Source organism: Actinoplanes sp. NPDC051513, assembly GCF_044454685.1.
In the GTDB taxonomy this organism is placed as follows: Bacteria; Actinomycetota; Actinomycetes; order Mycobacteriales; family Micromonosporaceae; genus Actinoplanes.
In genome coordinates this window covers 189,613-205,152 of record NZ_JBITDW010000009.1, presented here as the reverse complement: position 1 = coordinate 205,152, position 15,540 = coordinate 189,613, and the positions used below count along the sequence as shown (strand labels likewise).

Here is a 15,540-nt window from a genome sequence, read left to right as displayed (position 1 = left end):
GCGGTCAGATCTCGGCCTGGTGGCGTATGTGCTGGCACAACGCGGCACGGTAATGCGCGGCGAAGTCGGTCAAATCGGCGATCTGCTGGAGCAGTGCGGTGTGGCCGCTCTGCCGCTCGGCCGCCGCGTCACTGTCGCGACGGCGCGCGTCCTTGGTGATGCCGTCCACGGTCAGCCGCGCCTGCTGGGCGATCCGCTGGGACTCCGCGCGCGCGTCGAGGAGCAATCCCCGCGCCTCCTGGTCGGATCTGCGCATGTGCTGGTCGGCGGTGCGGTGTGCCACGGCGAGGACGCCGTCGTCACCCGCGGGGGCCGGATCGGCGGGGCGGGCGGAGCGAGCGCCGGCCAGCAGGCCATGCAGGGTCTGCGCGTTCTGCTCGGCTCGGTCGCACGCGCGGCGCGCCCGGCTCAGCTCCTCGCTGGCGGCGTAGAACTCTGCTTCGGTGGGGCCGACCGGCGCCGTCTGGTTCGCGGCGGCGGCATCGGCCCGGCGGACCTGCTCGCGCAGGGCGTCGTTCGCCTCCAGGAGCTGGATCATCTGCTGGGTGACCGCGTCGAGGAGGGCGTCGACCTCTTCCTCGTGGTAGCCGCGCTTGCCGATAGGAGCCTTCTTGAAGGCCGTGTTGTGGATGTCGACCGGGGTCAACGGCATAGGGCTCCTCGTGAGGCTCCGGGAAGGCGATGGAACTTCTCCGAGGCGGAATTAGGCGAGTCGGTTTCACACTGTACGCCCCGCGGCGGGGCGGCATCAGGCGTCGAGGAACTTGAGCACGGCCAGCACGCGCCGGTTGTCGTCCTCCGACGGCGGCATCCCGAGCTTGGTGAAGATGTTGTTGATGTACTTGCTGACGACCTTCTCGGTGATGAACAGCTTGGCCCCGATGGCCGCGTTGGACCGGCCCTCGGCGATATGCCGCAGGACGTCGTGCTCGCGCGGGGTCAGGCAGGCGAGCGGCTCGCGCCGGGCCAGCAGCTGGGTGACGACCTCGGGGTCGAAGGCGGTGCCGCCCGCCGCGACCTGCTGGACCGCGTTGACGAACTGGTCGACGTCGGAGATGCGGTCCTTGAGCAGGTAACCGACGCCGCCGCGGCTGTCGGTGAGCAGTTCCCGGGCGTACAGCGGCTCGACATGCTGGGACAACACCAGCACCGGAAGGCCGGGGACCGCGGCGCGAGCGGCGATGGCCGCCTTGAGCCCCTCGTCGGTGTAGGTCGGCGGCAGCCGGACGTCGACGACGGCGACGTCCGGTTGGTGATCGAGCAGGGCGGGCAACAGCGCGGGCCCGTTGTCGATCGCGGCGACCACGTCGAACTCGAATGCCCGCAACAGGCGGGTCAGCCCGTCCCGGAGCAGCGTCAGATCTTCGGCGATGACAACGCGCACGGCAGCTCCATGGTCACGACGGTCGGGCCGCCTGCCGGGGAAGATATCGCCATCGTTCCGTCGAACGTGTCGAGCCGGGACTCGATGCCGTGCAGGCCGGTGCCGCGGGCCGCGTCGGCGCCGCCCACCCCGTCGTCGCCGACCTCGGCGGTGAGCAGGCCCTCGGCGTACGCCATGGTCACCCAGGCCGATCCGGCGCGACCGTGCCGGCTCATGTTGGCCAGGGCCTCGGCGACCGCGAAGTAGACCGCCGACTCGACCGGCGCGTCGAAGCGGCCGTGCAGACGCGACGTGACGGCCGTGGGCACGGGCAGGCTCATCGCCAGCGCGCGGACGGCGCCCTCGAGCCCGCGCTCGGCGAGCACCGGTGGGTGGATGCCGCGGACCAGATGCCGCAGCTCGACCAGTGCCGTGGCGCTCGACGCGCGCGCCTCGGCGAGCAGCTTCAGCGCGGCGACCGGGTCGCGGAGCACCAGGCGCTCGGCCAGCCCGATCGTCATTCCCACCGACACCATGCGGGCCTGCGCACCGTCGTGCAGATCGCGCTCGATCCGGCGCAGCTCGGCGGCCTGGGCGTCGATGGCGCCCGCCCGGCTCACGGTCAGGTGGGCCACCCGCAGCCGCAGCTCGGCGTTGGCCGTCGGCGCGAGGAAGATCCGTGCGAACCGGAAGGCCGTCGTGCGCAGCAGCGGCGCCACGAACAGCGTGACGCCGAGCAGGACCAGTCCCTGGGGAAGCGCCAGCCAGGCGTCGGCATGGCTGGCGGTGGGCCACAACACGCCGTACCCGAACCAAACCTCGCCGAGGAAGAGCCACAGCGGCAGCAGCCCGACGCCGGCCAGGCTGTAGGCCACGAGGCTCACGATGATCAGCCCGAGCGGCACCGCGATGAGGGCGCCCGGCAGAAGCCAGGCCATGTCACGCCAGGTGGCCGGGTCGGTGATGATCCATCTGAGCCAGCGGTGGGTGCCCAGGGCGCCGTGGTCGGGCGGCGGGTGGTAGGGGCGCCGGATCGGGACGCCGGCGCGCGTGCCCAGCCGCCGCTCGAGGTTGGCGCGCCACCGCACGACCCTGGTGGTCACGGCGAGGAGGTCGGTACCGAGCACGGGAACGGGGCACAGGGCCAGCCCGGCCAGCCAGACGGCGAGGATCGGCAGGTTGAGCATGCCCAGACCGATCGCGAACACGCTGTCGGCGCTTGCGGTCAAGCCCGCCTTCATGCGGTTTCCGAGCATCACGTACCCATCATCTCGCGTCGGCCGATCAAATGGCACAAGGGTGCTGGCACCCCAAGGCGGCTGGGGCCCTGCACTCCTGAATTCGCGGTCGGTGCCGACAAGGATTCGACCATGACGGCAACGACTACGCCGCGAGCCGCCAGCGGCAGCGACTTCGCGGAACTGAACCGGCGAGTCAACGCGAAAGACCTGCTGCGCCGGCAGCCGGTCTACTACGTGGCGCGCCTGACCATCGTCGGCCTGATGGTGGCGGGCGGCTGGGCGGCCTTCTTCCTGATCGGCTCCTCCTGGTGGAGCTTGCTGGTGGCGGTCTTCCTCGCGGTGGCGTTCGCCCAGCTGGCCCTGGTCGCGCACGACCTCGCGCACCGGCAGGTCTTCCGCACCAAGCGCCCGAGCGAGATCGCCGGGCTGGTGGCCGGCAACCTCGGTATCGGGATGAGTTACGGCTGGTGGATGGATAAGCACACCCGCCACCACAACAACCCCAACCACGACGACCTCGACCCGGACGTGGCGCCCGAGGTGCTGATCTGGGCGACGGAATCGGCGCTCGGCCGGCGGGGGCTGAAGGCTTTCATCACTCGTCATCAGGCCGGCCTGTTCTTTCCGCTGCTGACCCTGCTCGGCATCGACCTGAAGGTCTCCAGCATCAAGGCGCTGCGGGCGGGCATCGTCAAGCGACGCGGCCTCGAGAGCAGCCTGCTCGCGATCCACGCCGTCGCCTATCTGAGCGCGCTGTTCATCGTCCTGTCGCCGCTGCAGGCGGTCGCCTTCCTCGTCGTACATCAGGCGCTTTTCGGCGTATACCTGGGCATGACGTTCGCCCCCAACCACAAGGGGATGCCGCACCCGGAGGGGAACGAGGACTACCTGCGCAAGCAGGTGCTGACCTCGCGCAATGTGCGCGGCGGCTGGTTCGTCGACGTCGCCCTGGGCGGCCTCAACTACCAGATCGAGCACCACCTGTTCCCGGCCATGCCCACGCCGAACCTGCGCAAGGTCCAGCCCATGGTGCGGGAGTACTGCGCCGAGGTCGGCGTCTCGTACGAGGAGACCGGCCTGATCGAGTCGTACCGTACGGCGCTGCGTCACCTGCACGAGGTCGGCGCGCCCCTGCGCGAGGCCCGAGCCACCGCCCGGGCCTGACGGTCCGGGCCTGACGGTCCGGGCCTGACGGTCCGGGCCTGACGGTCCGGGCCTGACGGTCCGGACAGCGAAACGCCCGCCGTGGCCGCCGGGAAGGCGGCCACGACGGGCGTTCGTGGTTCTCCCTACTTGTTCCCGGTCTCCTTCGGCAGATCCAGCGGCTTCGCGTCACTGGTGATGCCGACGCCCCGCAGGACCGGCGAGCCGCCGCTGCCGCGGGTCAGCTCCACCCGGTACTGCGCGTAGCGCGAGCCGCCCACGACCCGGTCGCCCTGGCCCGCGAGCTTCCAGCCGGTCCAGCCGGCGCCCGGCGTGGTGGTGCTGCCGGTACGGACGTAGATCCGCACCTTGCCGCCGGCGGGAACGGCCGCCTGGTACGACAGCCGGTCCCAGTTGACCATCTGGCCCGCGTCGAGCACCCGGGACACCATCGTGCCGGTCCGGGCGCTGCCGGCCAGCCGTACGCCGCCGGCCGCGACCGTGGTGTGGCTCGCCTTGCCGGTGCGCAGGCCAGGGGCGGTGTAGTCGGCCACGCCGGCCGCCGTGGAGACGAACGTCGCCGCCGGCTTGCCGAGCGCCGGCCACACCGTCACGTTGCCGGACGGGTCGACACTACGGACCCGGTAGTAGTACGTGGCCTGCGGCTTCAGCCCGGTCACCGTCGCGCTGTGCTGCTTGCCGGTCAGGTCTCCCGGCCAGTCGGCCAGGGCGTTCGCCTGGTCGCCGACCTGGAGGGTCGCGGCGGCCGCCTCATCCGTGTTCCAGGACACCGTCGCCGTTCCGTCAGGGCGGGACAGCACCGACACCTTCGAGGTGGCCGGCGCCTTCGCGTCCGGCGCGTCGGTCACGAGCTGGTGCAGCGGCGAGACCACGGTCTTGCCGCCCGGAGCGGTGACCCGCACCCGGTACCAGTAGGTGGTGGCGGGCTTGAGCCCGTCCAACTGCACGGTGCGGTTGGCGGCCTGGGTGCCGTCCACGACCTTCGCCGACAGTTGAGCGGCGCTCGTCCCGTACTCGATGGTGGTCTGGCTGGCCGTCGTGCCGGCCAGCGTGACGTCCGCGCTGGTGCTGCCGGCCGTCAGGACCGTCGCGGTCACCGCGGGAGCAGCAGCCGCCGCGGTGGATCCGTAACCGGCCACGTACGCACCCGACGCGGCCGTGAACATCGCGTACTCGACGCCCTTGATGGTCGTCCTCGTGAAGGAGACCGCCGAGCCGCCGCGGGTCAGGGTGGTCAGCGTCCGGCCACCCGGGCCGAGCGTGGGCACCATGCCGGTCAGGCCGTTGGCGCCCGAGCCCACGTTCACCGTGAACGAGAGGTTGGTCCCCGACCAGGCGATGTTCGAATACGACGAGGCGTTTCGGCCGTCGAGCCAGGTGGTCAGCTGCTTGGCCGAGATCAACGGCACGCCGCGGGCCTGCGCCGAGGCCAGCATCTGGTCACTGGCGAACTCGGTGGCGTTGTCGGTGTGCATGTTGGCGGTGAACGCCCCGTAGTAGCCCAGCGAGCCCAGAGCGTTGTCCAGCAACGTGTTGATGGTGAACGGGTAGCTCTGGCCCGACTCGTCGGTCATCTGGGTGGCCGCCTGGTAGACGTCGATGAGCCCGCCGGTCTTGCCGGAGAAGCGCATCGGCAGGCCCGAGCCGGTCATGAAGCCGGGCCGATCGTTGATCCAGGTTCCGGGCCAGTAGTAGTACGTCGTGTCGAGCCGGATCCCGTTGGCCGCCTCGGTGGTGGGCTCGCTCGCCCAGTCCGACCAGACGAGGCAGTGCACCCGGTTGGTGACCGGGCCCTGCACCGAGGTGTACCGGGCCCGCCACTGGGCGAGCTGGTTGGTGTAGACCCCGGCCAGCGAGTTCGGCGTGTAGTCGAGGCAGGCGGTGGTGGGGTGCAGCGCGACCTCGAAGCCGCGGGACTGGTAGTTCGACGCCTGCGCGTTGCTCAGCGGCGAGTCCGGATAGATGTACGACGTGTACCGGGCGCACTGCCAGTCGTCGACCACGCAGTTGGTCGTGCTGTTCGCCGAGTACTGGTCGAACCGGCCCGACGTGCCGCCGTTGGCGTGGTCGTCACCGGTGGCGACGACGACCGCTTTGAGGCTGCGCGGGAAGTACCAGAACTTCGGCAGCGGCTTCTTGTCGAGGTTCATCGACTCGATCAGGTTGGACAGCAGCCGCTGCTGCTCGTCGGCCTGCGGGATGGCGACCTTCGACAGGTTGACCCAGTCGGTGGCGGTGGTGCCGCCGAAGTACAGGTCGTCCGAGCGGATCGGCGCCGTGCCGTCGCGCTCCTGGCCGTCCCAGGCCGGGTTGCCCTGGCGGGTGTAGACCAGCGACTGGGCGAGGTCGAAGCTGAACGCCGCGGCCTGCCCGCCGTTGCTGCCGACGTTGACCAGCGACACCGCCGGGCTGGTGGTGGCCGTGGTCGCGTTGGAGTACAGCGAGGCGACCGCCCGGGCGCCGCTGAGCGTGTACCGGTCGGCGGTCCCGTGGTACTGAATCGTCTGGTCGGTGATGCCGGCGCCGGGCGACGACGTCGTGTCGACCTTCAGGTACCCCTCGGGCAGCGTGGCCGTCGACGAGGTCAGGCCGAGCAGGCCGGCCAGCTGCTTGTCGGGGCGGAACGCGATCAGGTTGCCGCCGCTGGTGACCCAGGCGGTGAACATGCTGACCTGGGCCGCGGTGAGCGGGGTCTGCCCGAGCAGCACCACGTCGTACTGGCTCAGCGTCGACGCGGTGACCGTGGACAGGTCGGCCGCGGCGAACTCGTTGAGGCCCTCGGTGCGCAGCACCTCGTTGAGGAACGGGGTGAACCCGCCGGCGCCGCTCGCCGACGACCTGATCACCAGCACCGGCCCGCCCGGACCCTGGTCCGAGGAAGGCGGCGGCGCCGCGGCGGTCGTGAAGTTCCAGGTCACCGGCGTCATCTGGTTGCCGGCCGCGTCGCGGGCGCCGCTCACCGAGGCCGTGTACGTGGTCGAGTACGCCAGCGCCGAGCCCGGGGTGAACGTGGCCGTGGCGCCGGCGGCGTCATAGGCCGTGGCGCCGGTGACCGCCCCGGACGGGCCGGTCAGCGACATCACGATGGTGGACGCGGTGACCGGCTCGCTGAACGAGGCCGTCACCGCCGTGCCGGTGGTGACGCCGGACGCGCCGGACGACGGGGCCCGGTTGCTCAGCGTCGGGGCGACGGTGTCCGCGGCGCTCGGATTGTACACGACGTCGACCCAGTAGTTGGTCGCCTGAAAGGTGTCGGTGGGGTACGCGCTCGCACCGTACTTGTAGACCCCGTTGCCGCCGTCGGTGCCGTTGGCCAGCGCCGTCAGCGGGCCGCGGGCCACCGCGGCCGACAGGCCGCTGTTGGTGATCGAGTAGAAGCCCGCGTCGGTGTGGTACGACGCCACGTAGGTGGTGTTCGCCGTCACCGCGACGGGGTTGGGGAACGTGGCGCTCTGCCATCCGCTGGCGCTCTCACCGGTGAAGGTGACGGTCGCCAGCCGGGTGCCGGCGGTGTTCCAGAGCGAGCCGACATGCGTGCCCGTGTTGCTGGAGCCCTTGTAGAACTTCAGGCCGGTGATGAAGCCGCCGGCGCTCGCCCGGAACTTCACGCCGACCTCGACCGCGTTGTTGTCGCTGACGTTGGCCGTGCCCGGCGTCGCGGTGGACAGCCAGATCGAGCACGGGCAGGACGAGCCGGATGTGTCCGCGGTGGTGAAACTCCATGTGGACGGGCTCATCGTGTTGCCGGCGGTGTCCTTCGCCCCGCTGACCGTCGCCGTGTACGTCGTGGCCGACGTCAGCGCGCTCGCCGGGGTGAAGGTGAGGGTCTGGGTGCCCGCGTTGTACGCGGTCGTGCCCGGCACCGTGGTGCTGCCGGCGGTGACCGCGAGGGCGGCCGTGCCGGTCTGGATCGGCTCGCTCAGCGTCGCGCTGACCGTGGACGTGGTGGCCACGCCGGTCGCGCCGGAGCCGGGGTTGGTGCTGGTGACCGTCGGCGGCGCGGTGTCGGCGGCGGTGGTGTTGAAGACGACGTCGACCCAGTAGTTCGAGGACTGGTAGGTGTTGGTCGGGAACCCGCCGCCGGTGCCGTACCGGTAGATGCCGTTGCCGCCGTCCGTGCCATCGCGCAGCGCGTGCAGCGGAGCGTTGTCGACGGCGGCCGAGGCGAACCCGCCGTTGTCGGCGGCGTACCGGCCGTTGGGCGCGTAGTACGACGCGATGTACGTGGTGTTCGCGGCGACCGCGATGGGCGCGGCGAACGTGGCGGTCTGCCAGCCGGTCGTGGTCTCACTGGTGAACGTGACCGTGCCCAGGTTGGTGCCGCTCGCGTTCCACAGGTGGCCGACGTGCGTGCCGGAGTTGCCGCTCCCCTTGTAGAAGCGCACCCCGGTGACAAAGCCGGCGAGGTCGGAGCGGAACTTCACGCCGAGCTCGACCGCCGACGTGTCGGAGTCGGCCGGGCTGGTGGGCGCCGCGGTCGTGGGCCAGATCGAGCAGGGGCACGGAAGCGCGGCGGACGCCGCCTCCGGCGCGGTGAGCAGCCCGGCCACAAGGGCAAGGCCGGCCACCAGCGCCGTAAGAATTCGCCGAGGCCGGATTCTCGAATGTCGCAAAGCTGAACCCTCCTCAGGTGGCCGACTTGAAGGTGACGTCGACCCAGTAGTTGCTGGACTCCCAGCTGTCGGTGGGGAATCCGCCGCCGGCCCCGTACCGGTAGAGCCCGTTGGCGCCGTCGGCGCCGTCCCGCAGGGCGTGCAGCGGGCCGTTGTCGACCCCGCTGCTCGCGAAGTAGCCGGAATCGGCGGCGTAGCGGCCGACCGGCGCGTAATAAGAAACGATGTACGTGGTGCCGGCGGTGACGTTCACCGGCGTCGCGAACGTCGCGGATTGCCAGCCGGTGGCCGACTCACCGCTGAAGGTGACCGTGCCCAGCAACGTGCCGGTCGAGCTCCACAGGTGCCCGACGTGCGTGCCGGTGTTGCCGCTGCCCTTGTAGAAGCGCATGCCGGTGACCTGGCCCGCGACGTCGGACCGGAACCGCATGCCGAGCTCGACCGCGGAGGTGTCCGAGTCGGCCGGCGTGCCCGGGGTGGCCGTGGTGGGCCAGACCGTGTACGTGGCGCCGGTCGGCGGCGGCGTGGCGGCCGCGGTGGTGAACGACCAGGACGTGCTGGTCATCGTGTTGCCGGCCAGGTCCTTCGCGCCGCTGACGGTCACCGTGTACGTGGTGCTCGCGGCGAGCGCGGAGGTGGGCGTGAACGTCGCCTTGTTCGTGCCGGAGTCGTACCCGACCGAGCCGGCGATCGTCGTGCCGGCCGCGTTCTTGAGGGTCATGGCGATCGTGCCGCTCTGCACCGCCTCGCTGAACGTGGCGGCCGCCGTGGTCCCGGTCGACACCCCGGTCGCGCCGGCGTCCGGCGACTTCACCGTGACGGTCGGCGGCGTCGTGTCGGCCGGGGCGCTGCCCGGGTTGAAGACCACGTCGACGTAGTAGTTGGCGCTCAGCCAGGACTCGGTCGGGAAGCCCGTGCCGTACCGGTAGATGCCGTTGACGCCGTCCTGGCCGTCCCGCAGCGCGTGCAGCGGGGCGTTGTCGACGCCCTGGGTGGCGAAGTAGCTCGTGTCCCCGGCGTAGTGACCGCTGGGCGCGTAGTAGGAGACGACGTAGGTCGTGTTCGCGGCCAGCGCCACCGGCGTGGACAGGTTGGCCTGCTGCCAGCCCGACGCCGACTCGCCGCTGAACGTGACGCTCGCCAGCTGGGTGCCCGAGTTCGTCCACAGGTGGCCGACGTGGGTGCCGGTGTTGGTGCTGCTCTTGTAGAAGCGGATCGCGCTCACGGTGCCGGCGACGTCCGTACGGAACCGGATGCCGATCTCGGTGGCGCTGCCGTCCGGGTCGGCCGGGGTGTCCGGAGTGATGCCCGAGCTCCAGATGCTGCACGGGCAGCTGCGGGCGCCGATCGTGACGGCGCGGGTGGTGTCCGCGCCGACGTTGCCGCTGTCGTCGGTGGCCCGCACCCGGATCGTCGTCGAGCCCACCGTGCCGGGAACCCAGGTGTAGGTCCAGGTGGCGCGGCCGGTGGCCGGGTGCCAGGTGGCGCCGTTGTCGGTGGACACCTCGACGCCGCCGACCACACCGCCGCCGGTGTCGGTCGCGGTGCCGGAGATGGTGGTCGCCGAGCCGGACTGCACGGTCGCGCCGGCGGCCGGTGCGGTGATGGCGGCGGTCGCGCCGACGGTGTCGGTGGAGGCGGTGGCCGCGGTCAGGCCCGACTGCAGGGTGCCCGGCTGCACGCCCATGTCGGCGAGCAGGTTGACGGTGGCCTGTTTCATCGGCGTGCTGGCCGCGCCCGAGCCGCGGTCGTGGTTGCTGTCGAGGCCCCACGACCACTGCACGGTGCCGCCGCCGAACACCAGGGCGCCGCTGGGCGCGCGGTACAGCGTCAGGTTGTGGGTGGCGCTGCCGGTGGCGTACGTGGTGCCGTAGTCCTGCAGCACGTCGAGGCCGGAGGCGCTCGTGGTGGAGAGCTTGATCAGGCCGCGCGGGCGGGCGCCGTTGTCCTCGTCGTCGTCCCACTCGTAGCCGAGGGTCCCGGAGCCGAGGGTGGCGGTGGCGCCGGCGGCCTGGGTGGCCACGGTGGTGCCGCGCCAGAGCCGCATCTTGCCGTCGGCCGCCGGCACCTGGAGGTTCACCGTGCCGGCGTTGACCTTGAAGATGGTGCCGGTCAGGCTGTTCTCGGGGCGGCCGCCGTCGGCCGGCGGGCTGAACCGCGGGTCGCGCCAGCTGCCGGTCCAGGCCGCGGTCGGGTCGATCTTGCCGTTGGCGTGGGTCTCCTTGTAGCAGACCATCGTGCGGTACGCCGTGTTCGAGCCGTCGGTGGAGTTCTCCCAGCGGGTCTTCCAGAACACCTCGTTGCCGCTGAGGAAGGCGAGGTTGACGCCGGCGTCGCGGGCGGCCTCGACGTTGGCCCGCTGCTGGCCCGACCAGTACTCGTCGTGGCCGACCGACAGGAACGCCTTGTGGTTCGTCAGCAGCGCGCCGCTGCGGTCGGCGTCGACGCCCGCGATGTAGCTGACGTCGTAGCCGTTGGACTCGAGCCACCGGACCATCGGGTACTCGGCGTTGAAGACGAAGTCCTCGGGGCCGGTGCCGCGGGTGGTGATCGGCCGGTTGTAGCTGATCTTGTACGCGCGGCCGACCGGCGAGCCGACGTAGAGGCTGTTGCCGCCGTACGTGTTGTAGGCCTGCCAGGTCGAGTCGGAGGTCTGGAAGACGACGCCGGAGTGGCTGGAGTCGTCGCGCACCACGAACGGGATGTGGCTCGCGCCGGACGTGCCGTCGGTGCGGACCAGCCGGGCGAAGTAGATGCCGGAGACCGCGGTCGACGGCACCGGCCACGAGGCCGAGACCACCCAGTTGCCGCAGTCGACCAGGCCGGTGCTCGCCTGGCTCAGGCAGTCCGGCTGGTTCTGCTGGCCGACCGGATTGACCGAGGTGATGAGCCGTGCGCCGTTTCCGGCGTAGTAGCCCATCCGGTAGATGTCCACCCGGTACGACGAGGCCGAGGACTTGATCTTGAAGCTGACCGTCTGGCCCACGTTGACGCTGATCTGGGTGGCGAAGCCCTGCAGCGCCGCGCTTCCCGAGCCGGAGACGTCCCACGTGGCCTTCGGCGTGCCGGTCTTGCTGTTCTCGCACGCGATCGGGTTGATCAGCGGCGTGCACGCATCAGCCGCGGCGGCCGGTCCGGCACCGGGCAGCGAGAGGCCCGCCACGACGAGCGTGAGCACCAGCAGCGCCCGCCACCGGAAAGTCCTGAAGTAACGCACGGGAATCGCCTCCCCGCCGCTCACGCCCGAGCGTTGCGGCCGTCGGTGAAGTGAGTCGGGACAGGCGACCCGGCCCGCGGTGATGTCATCCGAAAGCACCTGGGTAAATCTTGTGGAGACTGCGACGCAGTATCTGTCGGCCAGGCGACAGGGTCGACACGCCTGGGCGAACTGCGTAACTAATCAGCCCGGTCAGCGGCATGATCTTGTGCCACCCGGAGCGAAACACCGGCTGATCAGGGGATTTCCCCGTCCCGCCGGTCGCCGTAGACCTGATCGTCCGCGCCGGCTCAGCTGTTGCCGGGCGGGATGCCGGGGATGATGATGGTCTTCAATACCCTACGAGGGTTTGGGAGGCCCGGGTGTCCCTGCTAACCGCGCTCGACCGGAAGCACACCATCGCGCCCGAGGGATACAGCCGGTGGCTGATCCCGCCCGCAGCGCTCGCCGTGCATCTGTGCATCGGCCAGGTCTACGCGACCAGCGTTTACAAGAACTCATTCATCCAGCAATTCGACGCCAGTCAGACGGCGATCGGCATCATCTTCAGCATCGCCATCGTGATGCTGGGACTCTCGGCGGCGGTGGCCGGCACGTGGGTCGAGTCGAACGGGCCGCGCAAGGCCATGTTCGTCTCCGCCTGCTTCTGGGCGTCCGGCTTCCTGGTCTCGGCGCTCGGCATCGGCACCAAACAGCTGTGGCTGGTCTACCTCGGCTACGGCGTGATCGGCGGAATCGGGCTCGGCATCGGCTACATCTCGCCGGTATCCACGCTGATCAAGTGGTTCCCCGATCGGCCCGGCCTGGCAACCGGGCTCGCCATCATGGGCTTCGGTGGTGGCGCTCTGATCGCCAGTCCCGCTTCACGGCAGCTTCTTTCCGCGTACGACCCGGACTACGACCCGAACGTGGCCACCTCGGTCGCCGACGGCCGGGCGCTGGTGCTGCTGTTCCTCACGCTCGGCATCGTGTACTTCCTGATCATGATGTTCGGGGTCGCGAACATCCGGGTGCCCGCGCCGGGGTGGCGGCCGGCCGGCTGGGATCCGTCTACGGTGGCGGAGAAGCCCCTGGTCACGACCGCGAATGTGTCGGCCGCGAGCGCCCTCCGTACGCGAAGCTTCTGGTTGTTGTGGGTTGTGCTCTTCTGCAACGTGACCGCGGGCATCGGCATCCTCGAGCAGGCCAGCCCGATGATCCAGGACTTCTTCCGGGTCGACGGCGTCTCGAGCGTCAGCGTCTCGGCGGCCGCCGGCTTCGTGGGCGTGCTGTCGCTGTTCAACATGGCCGGCCGGTTCGCCTGGTCGTCGACGTCCGACCTGATCGGCCGCAAGCCGATCTACATGATGTACCTGGGCGTCGGCATGATCCTGTACCTGCTGCTGGCGACGGTCGGCGACGCGGCGACCGCGCTGTTCGTGGTGCTGGCCGGCTTGATCCTGTCGTTCTACGGCGGCGGCTTCGCCACGGTGCCGGCCTACCTGCGCGACCTCTTCGGCACCTACCAGGTGGGCGCGATCCATGGGCGGCTGCTGACCGCCTGGTCCGCGGCCGGCATCGCCGGGCCGCTGATCATCAACGGCTTCCTCGACGCGCAGGGCAAGCCCGGCACCCTGACCGCGGCCGCCTACCAGCCGGCCCTGTTCACGATGGTCGGCGTGCTGGCCATCGGCTTCGTCGCCAACCTGCTGATCCGCCCGGTCCCGGATCGTTACCACGAGCCGCCCGGCACCGTGACCGCCCTCGAGAAGGAGGCTGCCGCGTGAGCGCCCAGTCGATCCGCCTGCTGGTCTCGTGGCTGCTGGTGGCCGTGCTGCTCGGTTACGGCATCGTGCAGACCCTGATCACCGCGGCCAAGCTGTTCGAATAACCTCCTCCTCGACGAGGACGCGGACGTCCCAGCTCGCGAGCTCGATGTCGCCTCCGGCCGGCACGGGCTCGCTGCTGAGCACATCGCGGCAGTCGACCGGCGCCGTGACACGGGCGGCGTCGAACGACCAGTTGTGCAGGAAGCGCAGCCGCCGGCCGTCGGCCGTCCGGGCGCCGGTGCCGGTGACGGTCGCGGGCAGGCCGGACCAGGCGCCGGCGCGGCCGGCGCTCGCCCAGCGCAGGACGGCCTCGGCCAGCTTCGGGTCGGGGACGGTGCCGACGTACGTGATCCGGCCGCGGCCGGCGGCGTTGGTGGTGACGGCGGGCCAGCGCCCGAAATGCGGGTGGTGGTAGGTGGCGAGGACGGTGGCGCCCTCGGTGTTCAGGCCGTCGATCCAGCGGGTCGCGGTGGCGCCCTCGGCGCCGGCGAGCTGTTCCGCGTCGGCGGTCACCTCGATGGGCGTGCGGAGGTTACTGAACTCGTCGTACCAGACACCGGCGGCCTCGGCGAGGCGGGCCGGCATCCGGTCGGTGCGGGCGCGGGCCTCCCGGTCGGCATAGCCGGTGCGGGGGCCGAGGATGAGGTGCCCGCCCGCCTCGGCATAGTGGCGCAGCCAGTCGAGGGTCTCGTCGCCGGCGAGGTAGAGACCGGCCGCGATGAGAATCGGGAACTGGCGGACCGCGCCGGCGACGTCGGGCAGTTGGGCGGCGTGCAGGACGCGCGTCTGGAGGCCGGCGTCGAAAGCGCCGCGATAGAAGGGCTCGACCAGTCCTTGGTAGGCGCGCTCGTCGGGAGTGCCGTCCGGGTGGGACAGGGCCGGGTGCTTCTGCATGATCCAGCGACTCGCGACGTCGATGACCACGGCCACGTCGGCGTCGGGCGCCAGGCCGGTGAGCAGGTCGCCGGCCCGGATCAGTTCGGCGCCGAGCCGGGCCAGCTCACGGTAGGTGCGGCCGGGTTGCCCGCTGTGCGGGAGGATGCCGCCCCAGTAGGTCTCGGCGCCGAAGGGCAGCGTGTGCCAGTGCCAGTACTCGATCATACGGGCGCCGCGGGAGACCAGCGCCCACGCGGCCTGACGCCATTGCCCGTCGTACGCAGGGCGGCTGTCCCAGGACAAGCCGATCGAGGAGGCGTTGGTCTCGGTGACCAGGAACTGCTCCTGGCGGGAGGAGTACATCCGGTCGCCGGTCAGATACAGGGCCCAGACGCCGTCGGCGGTCCAGGTCTGGGTGGGCGTACGGGTGTCGGGGCGGGCCAGGCCGTCCTGCATGACGTAGTACGCGTTGCCCGCCGTGACGTCCAGGGCCACGGTCATCGTGCGGTCGTCGACGGCCGGGCGGTCGTACGCGATGCAGGTGGTGATGAATTGCGAAGCCGAGGCGTATTCGCGGACGATCGCGGCCTGCCACGCGATGAACTCGTCGGTCTGGCGCGCCTGGAAGCGACGCCAGGCCAGCTCGTACTGCGGCTGCGCGTTGCCGTCGGGCCGCCACAGATCGGCCCAGGTGGAAAGCCGATGCGACCAGTAGACCAGCCCCCACTCCGCGTTGAGCCGCTCGACAGTTTCGTAACGCTGCCGCAGGTCGTCGGCGAAGCGCTGGAACACGCCCTCGTTGTGCAGGAGCTCGAGGCCGGGCTCGTTGTCGACCTGGAAACCGATCACGGCCGGATGCGTGGCGTAGCGGCCGACGACCGCCCGGATGACCCGTTCGGCGTGGAAGCGGAACGCGGGATGGGTGAAGTCGACTTCCTGGCGGGCGCCCCACGGGATCCGCTGCCCGGTGCCTCGCTCACCCGCTATTTCTGGATAAATCCGGAAAAGCCACGGGGGTACGGCGTAGGTGGGCGTGCCCAGGATGACGGAAATGTTCCGTGCGCGCGCGCCGTCGAGCACCGGCTGCAACCAGTCGAGCTCGAAGGCGCCGTTCGACGGCTCCCAAGTGGACCACACCGACTCGCCGACCCGGATGACAGTGAACCCGGCCTCGGCCATCAGATCGAGGTCCCCTTCCAGTGAGATGGCGGGCCGGTACTCGTGGTAATAGGCCGCACCGAACAGGACGGGCATGGTT

Annotated in this window: 8 protein-coding genes; 2 read left to right on the top strand and 6 right to left on the bottom strand. The window is 70.6% G+C overall.

Features of this window, described 5'->3' with window-relative positions; genetic code table 11:
- Positions 1-4 precede the first annotated feature (4 nt).
- The 3 genes from ACIA5D_RS28340 to ACIA5D_RS28330 form a co-directional block, all read right to left on the bottom strand.
- Entirely contained in the window at positions 5-652 is a 648-nt protein-coding gene (locus ACIA5D_RS28340) for a DivIVA domain-containing protein (RefSeq protein WP_396033303.1), read from the bottom strand.
- 96 nt (positions 653-748) lie between these two features.
- On the bottom strand, positions 749-1,384 hold the full coding sequence (locus ACIA5D_RS28335; RefSeq protein ID WP_396033302.1) for a LuxR C-terminal-related transcriptional regulator: 636 nt from the start codon (positions 1,382-1,384) through the stop codon (positions 749-751).
- Positions 1,357-2,619: a sensor histidine kinase gene (locus tag ACIA5D_RS28330; protein ID WP_396033469.1), complete on the bottom strand. Its 1,263-nt coding sequence runs from the start codon at positions 2,617-2,619 to the stop codon at positions 1,357-1,359. Before ACIA5D_RS28330 ends, ACIA5D_RS28335 begins: the two co-directional genes overlap by 28 nt.
- A 114-nt stretch (positions 2,620-2,733) precedes the next feature.
- Between ACIA5D_RS28330 and ACIA5D_RS28325 the strand changes: the two genes are divergently transcribed.
- The gene (locus ACIA5D_RS28325; RefSeq protein WP_396033300.1) at positions 2,734-3,768 is read left to right on the top strand and encodes a fatty acid desaturase family protein; all 1,035 of its coding nucleotides are present in this window, start codon (positions 2,734-2,736) and stop codon (positions 3,766-3,768) included.
- A 125-nt stretch (positions 3,769-3,893) separates the two neighbouring features.
- Here the strand turns inward: ACIA5D_RS28325 and ACIA5D_RS28320 are convergent, their stop codons facing one another.
- Both ACIA5D_RS28320 and ACIA5D_RS28315 read right to left on the bottom strand, forming a co-directional pair.
- Complete coding sequence (locus ACIA5D_RS28320; RefSeq protein WP_396033299.1) at positions 3,894-8,336, bottom strand: DUF4082 domain-containing protein; 4,443 nt, start codon at positions 8,334-8,336, stop codon at positions 3,894-3,896.
- A gap of 58 nt (positions 8,337-8,394) precedes the next feature.
- Positions 8,395-11,598: a N,N-dimethylformamidase beta subunit family domain-containing protein gene (locus ACIA5D_RS28315; RefSeq protein ID WP_396033298.1), complete on the bottom strand. Its 3,204-nt coding sequence runs from the start codon at positions 11,596-11,598 to the stop codon at positions 8,395-8,397.
- 368 nt (positions 11,599-11,966) lie between these two features.
- Here ACIA5D_RS28315 and ACIA5D_RS28310 point away from each other — a divergent pair, with 368 nt between their 5' ends.
- Positions 11,967-13,364, top strand: a complete 1,398-nt coding sequence (locus ACIA5D_RS28310) for an OFA family MFS transporter (RefSeq protein ID WP_396033468.1) — start codon at positions 11,967-11,969, stop codon at positions 13,362-13,364.
- 78 nt (positions 13,365-13,442) lie between these two features.
- Here ACIA5D_RS28310 and ACIA5D_RS28305 read toward each other — a convergent pair whose 3' ends face one another.
- Entirely contained in the window at positions 13,443-15,536 is a 2,094-nt protein-coding gene (locus tag ACIA5D_RS28305; protein ID WP_396033297.1) for a beta-galactosidase, read from the bottom strand.
- Positions 15,537-15,540: the final 4 nt, after the last annotated feature.